Here is a 15,033-nt window from a genome sequence, read left to right as displayed (position 1 = left end):
GAGTGGCATGGCCGAGGTGATCGACCTGGGGGAGTTCGGCGACGGGCTCCTGAGGGACCCGCACACGGTGTACGCGCGACTGCGCGAGCGTGGCCCGGTGCACCGGGTGCGGCTGCCCGGCGGCGACGACTATGAGACCTGGCTCGTCGTGGGGTACGAGGAGGCGCGGGCGGCGCTCGCCGACCCGGGGCTGTCCAAGGACAGCAGCCGGCTGGGGGGCTTCGACGATCAGCTCATCGGCCCGTATCTGCTGACCGCCGACCCGCCGCAGCACACGCGCCTGCGCGCGCTCGTCGCCCGCGCCTTCACCATGCGCCGCGTGGAGGAACTGCGGCCGAGGATCCAGCAGATCACCGACGAGCTGCTCGACACGATGCTGCCGCACGGCCGCGCCGACCTCGTGGAGTCACTGGCCTTCCCGCTGCCCATCACGGTCATCTGCGAGCTGCTCGGCGTTCCCGAACTGGACCGCACGGAGTTCCGCAAGCTGTCCACGCAGGTGGTGGCGCCCACCGACGCGGACAGCGAGTACGACGCGCTGGTCCGCCTCGCCGAGTACCTCACCGAGTTGATCGAGGACAAGCGGTCCGCCGGACCCGGCGGCGACCTGCTCAGCGACCTGATCCGCACCACCGCGCAGGACGGCGACCGGCTCTCGCCCGGCGAGCTGCGCGGCATGGCGTTCATCCTCCTCGTCGCGGGCCACGAGACGACCGTCAACCTGATCACCAACGCCGTCCACGCCCTGCTCACCCACCCGGACCAACTCGCCGCCCTGCGCGCCGACATGACCCTCCTGGACGGCGCGGTCGAGGAGGCCCTGCGCTACGAGGGGCCGGTGGAGAACGCCACCTTCCGCTACGCGGCGCAGCCGCTGGAGATCGGCGCGACACCCATCGCGCAGGGGGAGCACGTGATGATCGGCCTCACCGCGGCCGACCGGGACGGGGCCCGCTTTCCGGACCCCGACCGCTTCGACATCCGCCGCGAGACCCGGGGCCACCTCGCCTTCGGCCACGGCATCCACTACTGCCTGGGCGCCCCGCTGGCCCGCCTCGAAGCCCGCACGGCGATAGGGACACTGCTGGACCGCGCCCCCGCCCTCACCCTCGACGGCCCGCCCGGCGACTGGCTCCCGGGCCTGCTGATACGCGGGGTGCGCAGCCTCCCGGTGCGCTGGTAGAACACCGATCCGGACGTCTTTGAGGGGGACATGCGTGCTGCGCACCGCCGAGATCACCGCCGAGCTGACCGGACCGCTCAAGGGCGACGACTTCCACAATCTGCACTGGGGTTCCCAGCTCGAGTTCAGCGTGGACTGCTTCATCTGCGAGCGGACCGGCCGCACCACGGTCTACGAGCGCGGCGCCGAACGGGCGCTGTGCTCGGGCAGCCGCAGCGGCTTCCGGAGCCACTACACCGCGGGCCGGATCGCCGCGTACGACACGACCTCCGGCTCCGAGCGGCTCGCGCTGCGGGCCCTGGTGGACTTCTGGTGGGCCCCGTTCGAGGACGCCAGGGACAGCAGACGGGGCCTGGCGCCCACCAGCCATCCCTGGGTGCGCCTGAACCTCGGGTACTACTGCCCGAAGACCAAGGAGTCGGGCACGAACAGCATCCAGACCAACCTGGTCCGGCCGTACCGCCTGAGATGCGCCCACTGCGAGTCCGTCATGGCGACGGACGCCGCGGCCCCCGCGATACGCCTGCTCAGCTGAACGCCGACTCGACCCCGCCCGGGATCTCGGCGAGGGCGACCGGTCTGCGGTCCCGTCTGGACAGCTCGCAGGCCTCGGCGATCCTCAGCGCCTGCAGGGCCTCGCGGCCGTCGCACGGGTTCGCCCGCCGGCCGAGCACCACCTCGACGAACGCGGCCAACTCGGCCCCGTAGGCGGGCTCGAAGCGCTCCAGGAACCCCGTCCACGGTTTGTCCGCGGCCGGCGGTCCGGTGGGCTCGGTGGACGCGATCGGCGTGCGGTCGTCCAGGCCCACGACGATCTGGTCGAGCTCCCCGGCCAGCTCCATACGGACGTCGTAGCCCGCGCCGTTCAGCCGTGTCGCCGTCGCCGTGGCGAGCGTGCCGTCGTCGAGGGTGAGCACCACGGCGGCCGTGTCGACGTCCCCCGCCTCGCGGAACATCGCGGGCCCGGCGTCGGACCCGGCCGCGTACACGTCCCTCACCTCGTGCCCGGTGACCCAGCGCAGGCAGTCGAAGTCGTGGATGAGCGCGTCCCGGTAGATCCCGCCGGACACCGGCAGCCACGCGGCCGGCGGCGCCGACTCGTCGGACGTCAGGGCCCGTACGGTGTGCAGCCGTCCGAGCCGCCCCGAGCGCACCGCCTCCCGGGCGCCCGCGTACCCCGCGTCGAAGCGCCGCTGGAAGCCCATCTGAAGGATCGTTCCGGCGGACTCGACCTCGGCGATCGCCTGTAACGTGCCCGCCAGATCCAGGGCGATCGGCTTCTCGCAGAAGACCGGAAGCCCCGAGCGTGCTGCCCGACCGATCAGTTCGGCGTGGGCCGAGGTCGCCGTCGTGATCACCACGGCGTCCACGCCCCAGCGGAAGATCTCGTCCACCCCAGGGGCGGCCGTCTCGCCCAGCCGATGCGCGAGCTCCTGGGCCCGCGCATGGTCCGCGTCCGTCAGGATCAGGGATCCGACCTCGCGGTGACGGCTGAGTGTGTTCGCATGAATGGTGCCTATGCGGCCCGTCCCGATGACCCCGATGCGCATGAAACCAAAGTGGCGGCGCGGGCCGCACCCTGTCAATGCGTATGTCCGGACAACCGAACTACACAACTTCCCGTCAACCGGCGGCGGAGCTACGCTCGGCCCGTGCCGAAACCAGAAGTGGACCCGACCGTGCAGCTCGAACTCCGTGTGGACCGAAGCTCTCCGGTGCCGTTGTACTTCCAGCTGGCCCAGCAGTTGGAGGCCGCGATCGAGCACGGCTCGCTCACCCCCGGCAGCCTGCTGGGCAACGAGATCGAGCTCGCCGGGCGGCTCGGCCTGTCCCGGCCGACCGTCCGCCAGGCGATCCAGTCGCTCGTCGACAAGGGCCTGCTGGTCCGCCGCCGGGGCGTGGGCACCCAGGTCGTGCACAGCCAGGTCAAGCGCCCGCTGGAGCTCAGCAGCCTCTACGACGACCTGGAGGCGGCCGGGCAGCGTCCGGCGACGACGGTCCTGGTCAACACCATGGTCCCGGCGTCGGCGGAAGTCGCGGCCGCGCTCGCGGTGGCCGAGGGCAGTGACGTCCACCGGGTGGAGCGGCTGCGGCTGGCGCACGGGGAGCCGATGGCCTACCTGTGCAACCACCTCCCCACCGGGCTGCTCGATCTGAACAGCGACCAGCTCCAGGCCACCGGCCTGTACCGCCTGATGCGGGCCGCCGGGATCACCCTGCACAGCGCCCGTCAGTCCATCGGCGCCCGCGCCGCGACCGCCGACGAGGCCGAGCGGCTCGCCGAGGACGAGGGCGCCCCCCTGCTGACCATGCAGCGCACGACCTTCGACGACACCGGCCGGGCGGTGGAGTTCGGCGACCACATCTACCGGCCGACCCGCTACTCCTTCGAGTTCCAGCTGCTCGTACGGCCCTGAGAGCAGGCGAGAGAAGCCCGAATGCGTCGCAATGTCCTGACAATGTGACCGGATATCCGGACAAGGTGAGGGTGGCCGACGAGGCGGACGACGGGCGGAAACGAGCTCGACGATCCCGGGCACGAGCGGGAACGCACCCCCTGAGGGCGGGGGCCGGCGGCGGTGTGCGGTTGCGCCGCACGGGCACTGCCCCACTCGGCACCCGACGTGTGGGTGAGGCAGAATCGGCGACGATGAGCACCTACGGCAACTTCAGCGCCCCCATCGGCTCCCGCCGCGCCCCCGCACTTCGCACCGTGGGCACGAGGGAGCGCCGCTCGCACCTCACCGCACCCCGTGTGCCGACCGTCGGCATCGACATCGGCGGCACCAAGGTGATGGCGGGCGTCGTCGACGCCGACGGCAACATCCTGGAGAAGGTCCGCACGGAGACCCCGGACAAGTCCAAGAGCCCGAAGGTCGTGGAGGACACGATCGTCGAGCTGGTCCTGGACCTGTCCGACCGCCACGACGTGCACGCGGTCGGCGTCGGCGCGGCCGGGTGGGTCGACGCGGACCGCAACCGCGTCCTGTTCGCGCCCCACCTGTCCTGGCGCAACGAGCCGCTCAGGGACCGCCTCTCCGGCCGTCTGGCGGTTCCCGTCCTGGTGGACAACGACGCCAACACCGCCGCCTGGGCGGAGTGGCGGTTCGGCGCGGGCCGCGGTGAGGACCACCTCGTCATGATCACGCTCGGCACCGGCATCGGCGGCGCGATCCTGGAGGACGGCCAGGTCAAACGCGGCAAGTACGGTGTCGCCGGCGAGTTCGGCCATATGCAGGTCGTGCCCGGCGGGCATCGCTGCCCGTGCGGCAACCGCGGCTGCTGGGAGCAGTACAGCTCCGGCAACGCCCTGGTCAGGGAGGCGCGCGAGCTCGCCGCTGCCGACTCCCCGGTTGCCTACGGGATCATCGAGCACGTCAAGGGCAACATCGGCGACATCACCGGCCCGATGATCACCGAGCTGGCCCGCGAGGGCGACGCCATGTGCATCGAGCTGCTCCAGGACATCGGTCAGTGGCTCGGCGTCGGCATCGCCAACCTGGCCGCTGCCCTCGACCCGTCCTGCTTCGTGATCGGCGGCGGCGTCTCGGCCGCCGACGACCTGCTGATCGCCCCCGCGCGGGACGCGTTCAAGCGTCAGCTCACCGGCCGCGGCTACCGCCCCGAGGCCCGGATCGTCCGCGCCCAGCTCGGCCCCGAGGCCGGCATGGTCGGCGCCGCCGACCTGGCCCGACTGGTCGCCCGCCGCTTCCGGCGCGCCAAGCGCCGCCGGGTGGAGCGCTACGAGCGCTTCGAGCGGTTCACGGAGGCGGCCCGCCGAACCCAGGACACGGCATGACCGCCATGACCGCCGCACTGCCCCGTACCCAGGACACGGCATGACCGCCGCGTCACCCCGCACCACCCGGGACGCCGCATGACAGCATCGCTGCCCCGCCAGGCCGCGCCCCCCGACGAGCCGTCCAGCCCGCCGGAGGACCGTCGGCATGTGATCCGCCGCAGGGCGCTCACCCTGCTGATCATCGTGCTGCTCATCGGGGTCCCGGCCGGTTACCTGGTGATCTCCGCCAACCAGAGCCGCGACAGCGGCAAGGACAAGGAGGCGAAGTACTCGGCGACCGGCCTGACCGCGGACTGGCCGTCGAAGATCCAGCGCCGCCTGTACCAGGTGCCGATCCCGCACCCCTCCAACCAGGTCGCCTACTACGAGACGAACAACTGGAAGACCAGCCGGCTCTACGTGCAGTTCCAGACCACGCAGGCCGGTCTCGACCAGTTCCTCGCGGACATCGGCGTCAGCAGGGCCGCCCTGAAGAAGGGCGACATCGCCATCAGCGACCGTGACCAGGAGATCACCGGCTGGAAGCTCACCGGCCCCGGCTCCCGCCCCGGCGACGACTTCGGCGTCGTCCGCGAGCGGGAGAACCCCGATCCGACGCTGGACGTGGTGGTGAACACCGGCAACGCGCTCTACCCCTTCGTCTACGTCGTCTCGCGCACAGTGCCCTGACCGCACCGCACCGCACCGGAGCGGACCGGACCTGCTGGGGGTGGCCGGCCGCCGGGGCCGATTGTCAGACCCCGCCCGTAGAGTCGAAGACGACTGATCCGACACACGGGCGGGAGGTGGACACAAGGTATGAGCGTCATGGCCGGCGAGGCGGCTTCGGCGGAGCCCGGCGCCGTCTCCGTGCGGCTCGCCGCCGTCTTCCTGCCCGCACCCCTCCCGCGCGAGGGCCGCGTCGCCTTCTGGGACCCGTCACCGGGCCCGCCGCCCCTCGCGGCGGACGCGGACCATGCGGAACTCACGGAGCTCACCGTCGTCCGGCGGCACGGTTCCTCCATCCGCCGTACCCAGGCCCCTGCCCTGTCCCTGCCGCTCGACAAGGCGCTCGAGCTGCTCGTGCGCGCCCGCCGAGACCCCGCCGCCCACCCGGCCACCGCCTGCTGGGGCGCCGCCGCCCTGCACGCGTTGCGGCTCACCGCCCGCGGCCGCCTGCTGCCCGGCCTGACGCCCGCCGGACACGACGCCTGGCGCGCGGGCCCCCTGGACCCCGAGGACATCGCACACCTGCGCGCGATCGCCGCCGCGCTCCCGCCCGAGGGCCACGCGGTGCCGCTCCCCGGCCCCGGCCCGCTCCGGCTGCCGAAGCCGGAGGCCCTGATGCGCTCCTTCCTGGACGCCGTCGCGGACACCCTGCCCCGCACCCCTGCCGCGCCGCACGCCTGCGGGAAGCCCTTCGCGGACCGCCGCCCCCAGCGGCTGCCCGGCGCACACGACTGGGCCGCCGAGGTCGCGGCCGGCATGGACGCGGGCGTGCGGATCTCGCTCCGCCTCGACCTGTCCGCGTACGACATGTTCGACGTGTCCGACGACGGCGAGCGGGTGCGCAGCGCGGGCGCCGCGATCGTCCAGGTGCACAGCCTCGCCGACCCGACCCTGGTGACGGACGCGGCGACCCTGTGGGCCGGCGGGGCCGACGCCGCCTTCGGGGCACGCGCACGCGTGGACGCCGCCCTCGCCGTGCGGCGCGCGGCCCGCGTGTGGCCGCCGCTCGCCCGGCTCGCCGACCAGGACGCGCCGGACGTCCTGGCCCTCTCCGAGGACGAGCTGGGCGACCTGCTCGGCGTGGCGGCCACCCGCCTCGCGGCGACCGGGGTCGCCGTGCACTGGCCGAGGGACCTGGCGCAGGACCTCAGCGCGGCCGCGGTGGTCCGGCCCGCGCCGGGCTCCGCGACCGACGGCACCGGCTTCTTCGAGGGCGAGGAACTGCTCCAGTTCCGCTGGCAGCTCGCGCTCGGCGGCGACCCGCTCAGCGAGGCCGAGATGGACGCGCTGGCGGAGGCCCACCGCCCGGTGGTCCGGCTCCGCGACCAGTGGGTGCTGGTCGATCCCGCGCTCGTCCGCAAGGCCCGCAAACGGGAACTGGGCCTGCTGGACCCGGTCGACGCCCTGTCCGTCGCCCTCACCGGCACCGCGGAGGTCGACGGCGAGACCGTGGAGGCGGTCCCCGTCGGCGCCCTGGCCGCCCTGCGCGACCGCCTCACCGCCGGGGTGCACCCCGCGCAGCCGCCCGACGGCCTGCACGCCACCCTCCGCGACTACCAGCTGCGCGGCCTGGCCTGGCTCGACCTCATGACCTCCCTCGGCCTCGGCGGCTGCCTCGCCGACGACATGGGCCTCGGAAAGACGATCACCGTCATCGCCCTGCACCTGAAGCGAGCTCGTACCGAGCCGACCCTCGTGGTCTGCCCGGCCTCCCTCCTGGGCAACTGGCAGCGCGAGATCACCCGGTTCGCGCCCGCCGTCCCCGTCCGCCGCTTCCACGGCCCCGACCGCAGCCTCACGGACCTGACCGGCGGTTTCGTCCTCACCACTTACGGCACGATGCGCTCGGCGGCAGCGACCCTGGCCGGGCAGCCCTGGGGCATGGTCGTCGCGGACGAGGCCCAGCACGTGAAGAACCCCTTCTCGGCGACGGCGAAGGCCCTGCGCACGATCCCGACGCCCGCGCGCGTGGCTCTGACCGGCACACCCGTCGAGAACAACCTCTCCGAGCTGTGGGCCCTGCTCGACTGGACGACACCGGGACTCCTCGGCCCCCTGAAGTCCTTCCGCGCCCGGCACGCGCGCGCCGTGGAGAACGGCGAGGACGAGCTCGCGGCGGAGCGCCTCGCCCGCCTGGTGCGCCCCTTCCTCCTGCGCCGCAAGAAGTCCGACCCCGGCATCGTGCCCGAACTGCCGCCCAAGACGGAGACCGACCACCCGGTCCCGCTCACCCGGGAGCAGGCCGCACTGTACGAGGCGGTGGTGCGGGAGTCCCTGCTGGCCATCGAGACGGCGGACGGCATCGCCCGGCGTGGCCTGGTGCTGAAGCTCCTGGGCGCGCTGAAGCAGATCTGCGACCACCCCGCCCTGTACCTCAAGGAGGAGAGCGCCTCGGTCGGCGACGCGCTGGCCGCCCGCTCAGGCAAGCTCGCTCTCCTGGACGAGCTGCTCGACACCTTGCTCGCCGAGGACGGCTCGGCCCTCGTCTTCACGCAGTACGTCGGCATGGCCCGCCTGATCGCCGCCCACCTCACCGCCCGCGCGGTCCCGGTCGACCTGCTGTACGGCGGCACCCCGGTACCCGAGCGGGAGCGGATGGTGGACCGCTTCCAGAGCGGTGCGACCCCGGTCCTGGTCCTCTCCCTGAAGGCCGCCGGCACCGGCCTCAACCTCACGCGCGCGGGTCATGTCGTCCACTTCGACCGCTGGTGGAACCCGGCGGTGGAGGAACAGGCCACCGACCGCGCCTACCGCATCGGGCAGACCCAGCCGGTCCAGGTCCACCGCCTCATCACCGAGGGCACGGTCGAGGACCGCATCGCCGAGATGCTCCAGGCCAAGCGCGCCCTGGCCGACGCGATCCTCGGCTCCGGCGAGTCGGCCCTCACGGAACTGACGGACCGCGAGCTGACCGACCTGGTCAGGCTGCGGAGGGAGGCGTGATGGGGGAGTCGCACGAGCAGAAGAGGCACGACGCGGTCCCGCCCGACGCCGAGGTGGAAACCGATGCCATGGTGGAAACCGGAGGCGAGGTGGAAACCGGGGGCGAGGTGGAGACCGACGCAGTCACCGGGGCGGCGCACCAAGAGCAGGGCAGCAGGCCGGCCGACGAGGCCCGCCGCGCGCTGCGGGCGGCCCGGGAGCGGCGGCAGGAACAGTCGGCGCAGGAGTCGTCGCAGCGGCCCGCAGGCCCTGCCCCCCGGCCGGGCGACGCGGCCCGCGCGGCCCTGCGACGCCCGTCGGACCCCACCCCCGCACCGACTGCTTCCACGTCGCCCACCGCTCCCGCGGAGGGCGCCCCGGCAGCCGCCGACGCCATCCCCGCAGCGGCCCCCGCTCCACCCGCGGACGCCGGACCGGCGGCCGACGAGCCGCACGTCCGGCAGGGGACGACCGGCGCCCGCCCCGGGGACATCGCCCGTGAGGCCCTGCGGGCGGCACGCGCGCAGGCGCGGCAGGATGCGGCCGAAGCGGGGGAGCAGGCAGGGCGGGAGACCGCACCCGGCAGCCGACACCCACGACCGCACCCCCGCCCTCGCGCGGACGCCGGCGCGTCCGAAGCCCGGCGCCCCGGCCGCACGCGTGACCATGTCGCCGAAGAACGCGCGCGTGCGGTAAGGGAGTTGCTCTCGGACGCCTTCCGAATGCCACCGGAGGACCCGCCCGACCTCGATCCCGCCCCCGACCTCGGTCCCGACGTGGGTCCCGCCGCCGATCCCGACCGGGGCCCCGATCGCGATCCCGGCCTGGGTCCCGATCGCGATCCTCGCCCCGAGCCTGAACCGCGTCCCGAGCCGTATCCGCGTCCCGAGCAGCACCCGGATGCCGAGCCGCGTCCGGATTCCGAGCGGCACCCGGATGCCGAGCCGCGTCCGGATTCCGAGCGGCACCCGGATGCTGAGACGCACCCGGATTCCGAGTCGCACCCGGATTCCGAGCCCGAACCCGTCCGGTACGACGCACCTACCCCGCCCACCGAGGGAAGTTCGCCCTTCTCGGAGACCGCCGAACCGCCCCGCACCCAAACCACCCCACTCACCCAAACCACCCCACTCACCCCCACCACCCCACTCACCCCCACCACCCCACTCACCCCCACCACCCCCCGCTCCATGGCCGCCCCCTCCCGGGACGGTGACCACCGCCGCACCTTCCCCGCCTTCCCGCCTCGCACCGGTGGATCCTTCGCCGAGACGTGGTGGGGCAACGCCTGGGTGACCGCGCTCGAAGAAGGCGCCCTGGACCCGGCGCGCCTGGCCCGCGGCCGCGGTTACGCAGAGCAGGGAAACGTGGACGCGATCACGGTCACCCCTGGGCTCGTCCTGGCGTACGTGCAGGGCAGCCGCCCCCGCCCCTACCGCGTCCAGGTGCGCCTGCGCACCCTGGGGGACGAGCACTGGGAGCGGTTCCTGGACGCCGCCGTCGAGCGTCCCGGACACATCGCCGCGCTGCTCGACAAGGAGCTGCCCGAGTCCCTCGCCGACTGCGGGGTGCCACTGCTGCCCGGCCCCGGCGACCTCGACCCGCACTGCAGCTGCCCCGACCGCGGTCACCCCTGCAAGCACGCGGCCGCCCTCTGCTACCAGACCGCGCGACTGCTCGACGCCGACCCGTTCGTGCTGCTCCTGCTGCGCGGTCGCGGCGAACGCGACGTACTCGACGCGCTGTCCCGCCGTAACGCCACGCGTGCGGCCCGTGCCGCACAGGAACAGGAACCGGAGCCCCTGCCGGGCGTACGGGCCGCCGAAGCGCTCGCCGAACGTCGGCTTCCGCCCCTTCCGGCCCCGTTGCCCGTGCCTGCGCATCCCGAGCAGCCCCCGGCGTACCCGTCCGCGCCGAACGGCCCCGACTCCTTCGAGCTGGATCACCTGGCGACCGACGCGGCCGCCCGCGCCCACGCCCTGCTGACCACCGGTCATGACGAGATCGGCGAACTGACCCTCTGGCAGGACGCCGTGCGCCTCGCCGCGTCCCGCCCGGGCTCCGGGCTCACCGCCACCACGCGTTCCCTCTACGCCTCGCTCGCCTCCGCCGTCGGCCGTACCCCGTCCGAGCTGGCGCGCGCGGTGGCGGCCTGGCGGCAGGGCGGGCCGGACGGGCTCACCGTCCTGGAGGAGTCCTGGGATCCGCCGGCCGGCCGCTTCGACCGGGCCCGCCCTCTCCTCCTGGCCGCCGACCTCCCCGCCTTCCGTCCCCGCCGCAACCACCTCACCCACCCCCGTGGTCACGTCCAGCTCCGCTTCGGCCGCGACGGCCTGTGGTATGCGTACGAGTCGGAACCGGGCGACGACGACTGGTGGCCCCGCGGCACCCCCGACCCGGACCCGGTGGGCGCCCTCACCGGCCTGGGCGGCTCGGAGGACCTTTGATGAACAGGACTCCAGGCATGCGGCACGTCCGACGGCCGGAAGCCGGTTCCCGACGGCTGTTCAGCCGCAGTGCCTGCCGGAGTTGATGCACTTGACGGCTTGGTTCATGAGCCGGGGGTTCATGACCTCGATGAAGTCGTCGTGGTCGGTGATCGCCTTGTGCCCCTGCCCCTGGAAGCCGTCGACGGCGTAGTGGGGGCCGGAGGGCACCTTGTAGACCAGTCGCATGGTCAGTTGCGGGACGGCCACGAAACCGGACGGGCAGGCACCGGTCGCGGGGTCGGCGAAGGCGACGTGGCTGCGGTGGTCGGCGCTGTCGATGTTCCTGCCGTCCCAGCAGCTCTGGAAGCGGAACTTGCGCACCACCTTGCTGCCCCTCGGGCACAGCGGGTACTTGTCCGCCAGCTCGACCTTGTTCTCGAAACCGGTGCAGGTCCAGCGGGAGTTGGCGTTGGCGACGCCGTTGGTGGCGGCCTTGGCGTCGCCGGTGATGATCCGCAGGAACTGCGGCATCGCCACGACCTTTCCGGCGAGGCTGCCCTTGTACGTGACGGAGACCGAGGCGGGGACCAGGATGGCGCCGACGTTGCCCTCCTTCCCGCCGCCGAGGGCGGAGTCGGCGTCCGGGCCCGCCTTGGTCAGGTCACGTAGGACGGGCCAGTAGTAGGCCGACTGGTCGCCGTTGGTGCAGGTCGTCCCCTGGCGGATGAGCGACTCGTTGGTGGAGACCGCGCTGACGTCCTTGTTGCCGATGTAGTCGTGAACGTGGTGGGCCCCGTTGGTGACGCCCGGGGCGACGATGTCGTTGTCCGAGTTGTGCTGGCCGCGCCGGTTGGTGCCACAACGGGAGTCGAAGGTGCCGGTGGACGCACCGGCCCTGGAGGGCGCCTGCCGGACGTTGCGGGCCACCTTGGTGATGTCGACGAAGTCGGAGGCGACGGGACCGTCGACCCTGACCACGCCGCCGTTCCGCTGGGCGCCGCCGGCACCCGTGGCGGCGGAGGCGGATGCCGTAGGGCCGGCGGCGGGGGCCGACAGCCTGCAGGGAGCGAGGGCCTCCAGACCGGTCGGCTTGTCGGCGACGCGGCCGATCGCGACGGCTATGCGGTCCAGGGTGGCGACCCGCTTGTCCTTGAGCGGACCCAGGACGGCGTTGTCGACGAAGTTCGGACCGCCCTGTCCCCGGGTGGCGGCGATCCTGTTGTTCGCGTCGGCGATCTGGGTCTCCAACAGTGCGAGATTTCGGTCGACCTCCGCCTTCGCCCGCGAGGGGATCGCCGGCAATCGATTCCGGACGCCTGGGCAGCTGACGGTCTGTGAGGGCGCCGAGAGCGTGGCTGCGTTGGGGGCGGTGTCCGTGGCGTTCGCTGCCGCATTGACGGCCACCAGGCCGCCGCCACCCGCCAGCAGGGCCAAGGCCAACACGATGCTGTTGCGACGGCCCTTGCCGCGCCGGTGATCTACTCGCATGAGTGCTCCATTTTCTGTGGTCCTACAGCCGGGCAGGCCCGCTCGCAGTTCCACGAACGTTCCTCGGCCTCACCCGGGACGAGCACAGCGTGACCTGAGTGGCGATCAGCAACGGCCGTTTCTGGGAGCCCGTAAGCGGTGCGTAAGGAGATCCGCGGCAGCCGGCAGGCAACAGGCAGCGCGCACGACAAGCTGCAGGACCTCTGGGAACCCACCGTGTGCCGGTGCGTCGTAACAGGACAGCGCGCGACTTCCGCGAGACGCTGCCGCTGGCATCACCCCCAGCCCTTCACCCCTCGCCCTTCACCCTTCACCTCTCGCCCCTGTCCGCTCTCCTCCCCTCCCAGGAGTCCGCCATGGCAGCACCATCAGCCCCGTCCAGCGAGGACGGCTACCGCTTCGACGATCTGCGTGCGCTCTTCATCAACTGCACGCTCAAGCCGTCCCCCCAGCTCAGCCACACCCAGGGACTCATCGACAAGAGCCGGGCGATCATGGACGCGCGCGGGGTGACCACGGAACTCGTCCGCGCGGTCGACCTGGACATCGCGCCGGGCGTCTACCCGGACATGACCGAACACGGTTTCGCCACGGACGTCTGGCCCGCGCTCTTCGAGCAGGTGATGGCCGCGGACATCCTGGTACTGGCCGGGCCCATCTGGCTGGGCGACAACAGCTCCGTCACCAAGCAGGTCATCGAGCGCCTGTACAGCTGCTCCAGCCTGCTCAACTCCCAGGGGCAGTACGCCTATTACGGGCGGGTCGGCGGGTGTCTGATCACCGGCAACGAGGACGGCGTCAAGCACTGCGCCATGAACGTCCTCTACAGCCTGCAGCACCTCGGCTACACCATCCCGCCGCAGGCGGACGCCGGCTGGATCGGCGCCGCGGGCCCCGGCCCCTCCTACCTGGACCCCGGTTCGGGCGGCCCGGAGAACGACTTCACCAACCGCAACACCAGCTTCATGACCTGGAACCTGATGCACCTGGCGGCCCTGCTCAAACGGGCCGGAGGCGTTCCGGCCCACGGCAACCAGCGCACGGAGTGGGACGCCGGCTGCCGACCGGGGGCGGACAACCCCGAGCACCGCTGAGCCGAACCGGGAGCCCGACGCTGTCGCCCGCCCGCCTCGTCGCAGTGGTCAGGTGGTCCAGGCCGAGCGTGCCGGCAGTGAGGTGACGCCTCCTGCCCCTGCCGCCCCCCCCCACGGAGACGGTGACCTGCCCGTTTCAGGTTCTGTTTCGGCGCTGGTCTCCGCTGTGCCGGCGGAGACGGTCGGTGTGGCGGGTGAGGTCGTCGACGCGCGTGGCGAGGTCGGGGTGGCCGGATGCCAGGTAGGGGTGCGTGTCCGTGAGGGGGGCGACGAGGGCGGCCGGGTCGTTGTCGGCGAGGGCGGCGGTGAGTTCGGCCAGTGGGATGTCGGCGGCGGCCGGGAGGCCGGTGAGCGCCGTGATCTGGCCGGCGAGCTGACGCAGGGCGCCGGCGTTGGCGCGGGCCCAGGCGGTGACGGTGCGGTCGGCGGCGCGGTGGTCGCGGGTGGCCCGCACCCGCTGCTCGCCCGTGGACCCCGGGGTCCCGGGGCGTACGCGCAGGTAGCGGCGTTCGGCGGCCTGGCGGCTGGAGACGCCGAGGGGCTGGGCGAGGTCGGCCCAGCTGGCGCCCGCCTCCCGCGCGGTTTCGATCAGGCCCGGTTCCCACTCGGCGAGTTGCTCGCGCGCTTCGCGCAGCAGCAGGAGCGCGGCGAGTGCCTGCTCGGAGCTGCTCCGGTCGGACCCGGCGAGGGCGCCTGCGGTGCCGGCCGGTGTGGTCCGGGCGGTGTGCAGGGCCTCGTGGATCGTGTCCAGCGCCGCCGCGGCGGCGAGGAAGGACGCCGGCGTGAGACCGCCGCCGCGGCGGGTGGGCTGATCATCCCTGGTCATCGGGCCTCCATCGCTCTGTCATCATCTCGACGACTTTCGACTTGTCATCGCCTGGATGACATGTTACAACGATGGCAGGTGAACGCATTGGCAGCAGTGCCTGACCTGAACGCTGGAGGTGTTTGACGATGTTGATGCGCACCGACCCCTTCCGCGAGCTCGACCGGCTCACCCAGCAGCTCCTCGGCACGACCGGGACCTGGTCGCGGCCGTCGCCGATGCCGATGGATGCCTACCGAGAGGGCGAGGAGTATGTGATCGCCCTCGACCTGCCCGGCGTCTCCGCGGACGCGATCGACATCGACGTCGAGCGGAACATGCTGACCGTCAAGGCGGAGCGGCGGCCCGTCGCCAAGGCGGACGACGTGCAGATGGAGCTGTCGGAGCGGCCTCTGGGCGTCTTCTCCCGCCAGGTCGTGCTGGCCGACACCCTGGACACCGAGCACATCAAGGCGGACTACGACGCGGGTGTGCTGACCCTGCGTATCCCGATCGCCGAGCGCGCCAAGCCCCGCAAGGTCGCCATCGGCGGCGGATCCGCGCACAGGGAGATCAGCGGCTGAAATCCCCTCCCGGCCGCA

The 15,033-nt window shown here is 72.7% G+C and carries 12 protein-coding genes; 9 read left to right on the top strand and 3 right to left on the bottom strand.

What is annotated here, in order from left to right:
- Window positions 1-7 precede the first annotated feature (7 nt).
- Window positions 8-1,183: a cytochrome P450 family protein gene (locus ACZ5SK_RS18030; RefSeq protein ID WP_334575931.1), complete on the top strand. Its 1,176-nt coding sequence runs from the start codon at window positions 8-10 to the stop codon at window positions 1,181-1,183.
- Between the two features lie 34 nt (window positions 1,184-1,217).
- The gene (locus ACZ5SK_RS18025) at window positions 1,218-1,718 is read left to right on the top strand and encodes a hypothetical protein (protein ID WP_334575930.1); all 501 of its coding nucleotides are present in this window, start codon (window positions 1,218-1,220) and stop codon (window positions 1,716-1,718) included.
- Here the strand turns inward: ACZ5SK_RS18025 and ACZ5SK_RS18020 are convergent.
- Complete coding sequence (locus ACZ5SK_RS18020) at window positions 1,711-2,733, bottom strand: Gfo/Idh/MocA family protein (RefSeq protein ID WP_334575928.1); 1,023 nt, start codon at window positions 2,731-2,733, stop codon at window positions 1,711-1,713. The genes ACZ5SK_RS18025 and ACZ5SK_RS18020 overlap by 8 nt on opposite strands.
- 129 nt (window positions 2,734-2,862) lie before the next feature.
- Here ACZ5SK_RS18020 and ACZ5SK_RS18015 point away from each other — a divergent pair, with 129 nt between their 5' ends.
- The 5 genes from ACZ5SK_RS18015 to ACZ5SK_RS17995 all read left to right on the top strand — a co-directional run bounded on the left by ACZ5SK_RS18015 (window position 2,863) and on the right by ACZ5SK_RS17995 (window position 11,062).
- Window positions 2,863-3,600, top strand: coding sequence for a GntR family transcriptional regulator (locus ACZ5SK_RS18015; protein ID WP_334581114.1), 738 nt, complete (start codon window positions 2,863-2,865; stop codon window positions 3,598-3,600).
- A gap of 233 nt (window positions 3,601-3,833) precedes the next feature.
- Complete coding sequence (locus tag ACZ5SK_RS18010) at window positions 3,834-4,982, top strand: ROK family glucokinase (RefSeq protein ID WP_079658688.1); 1,149 nt, start codon at window positions 3,834-3,836, stop codon at window positions 4,980-4,982.
- A gap of 78 nt (window positions 4,983-5,060) precedes the next feature.
- Window positions 5,061-5,654, top strand: a complete 594-nt coding sequence (locus ACZ5SK_RS18005; RefSeq protein WP_334575926.1) for a sugar kinase — start codon at window positions 5,061-5,063, stop codon at window positions 5,652-5,654.
- Between the two features lie 138 nt (window positions 5,655-5,792).
- Window positions 5,793-8,636: a DEAD/DEAH box helicase gene (locus tag ACZ5SK_RS18000; RefSeq protein ID WP_443041319.1), complete on the top strand. Its 2,844-nt coding sequence runs from the start codon at window positions 5,793-5,795 to the stop codon at window positions 8,634-8,636.
- Window positions 8,636-11,062, top strand: a complete 2,427-nt coding sequence (locus tag ACZ5SK_RS17995) for an SWIM zinc finger family protein (RefSeq protein WP_468418538.1) — start codon at window positions 8,636-8,638, stop codon at window positions 11,060-11,062. Before ACZ5SK_RS18000 ends, ACZ5SK_RS17995 begins: the two co-directional genes overlap by 1 nt.
- A 60-nt stretch (window positions 11,063-11,122) precedes the next feature.
- On the opposite strand, the gene ACZ5SK_RS17990 is transcribed toward ACZ5SK_RS17995, so the two are convergent.
- On the bottom strand, window positions 11,123-12,532 hold the full coding sequence (locus ACZ5SK_RS17990) for a DUF1996 domain-containing protein (protein ID WP_334575922.1): 1,410 nt from the start codon (window positions 12,530-12,532) through the stop codon (window positions 11,123-11,125).
- Window positions 12,533-12,888: 356 nt separating this feature from the next.
- Between ACZ5SK_RS17990 and ACZ5SK_RS17985 the strand changes: the two genes are divergently transcribed.
- Window positions 12,889-13,626, top strand: coding sequence for a flavodoxin family protein (locus ACZ5SK_RS17985; protein ID WP_334575920.1), 738 nt, complete (start codon window positions 12,889-12,891; stop codon window positions 13,624-13,626).
- Between the two features lie 136 nt (window positions 13,627-13,762).
- Here ACZ5SK_RS17985 and ACZ5SK_RS17980 read toward each other — a convergent pair whose 3' ends face one another.
- Window positions 13,763-14,452, bottom strand: coding sequence for a type III effector protein (locus tag ACZ5SK_RS17980; protein ID WP_334575919.1), 690 nt, complete (start codon window positions 14,450-14,452; stop codon window positions 13,763-13,765).
- A 128-nt stretch (window positions 14,453-14,580) separates the two neighbouring features.
- On the opposite strand from ACZ5SK_RS17980, the gene ACZ5SK_RS17975 reads away from it, so the two are divergent.
- The gene (locus ACZ5SK_RS17975; RefSeq protein ID WP_334575917.1) at window positions 14,581-15,015 is read left to right on the top strand and encodes an Hsp20/alpha crystallin family protein; all 435 of its coding nucleotides are present in this window, start codon (window positions 14,581-14,583) and stop codon (window positions 15,013-15,015) included.
- Window positions 15,016-15,033: the final 18 nt, after the last annotated feature.

The sequence above is a fragment of the Streptomyces sp. NPDC031474 genome, from assembly GCF_055581185.1.
The sequence above is the reverse complement of the archived record's forward strand: the minus strand, read 5'-3'. Positions and strand labels throughout refer to the sequence as shown.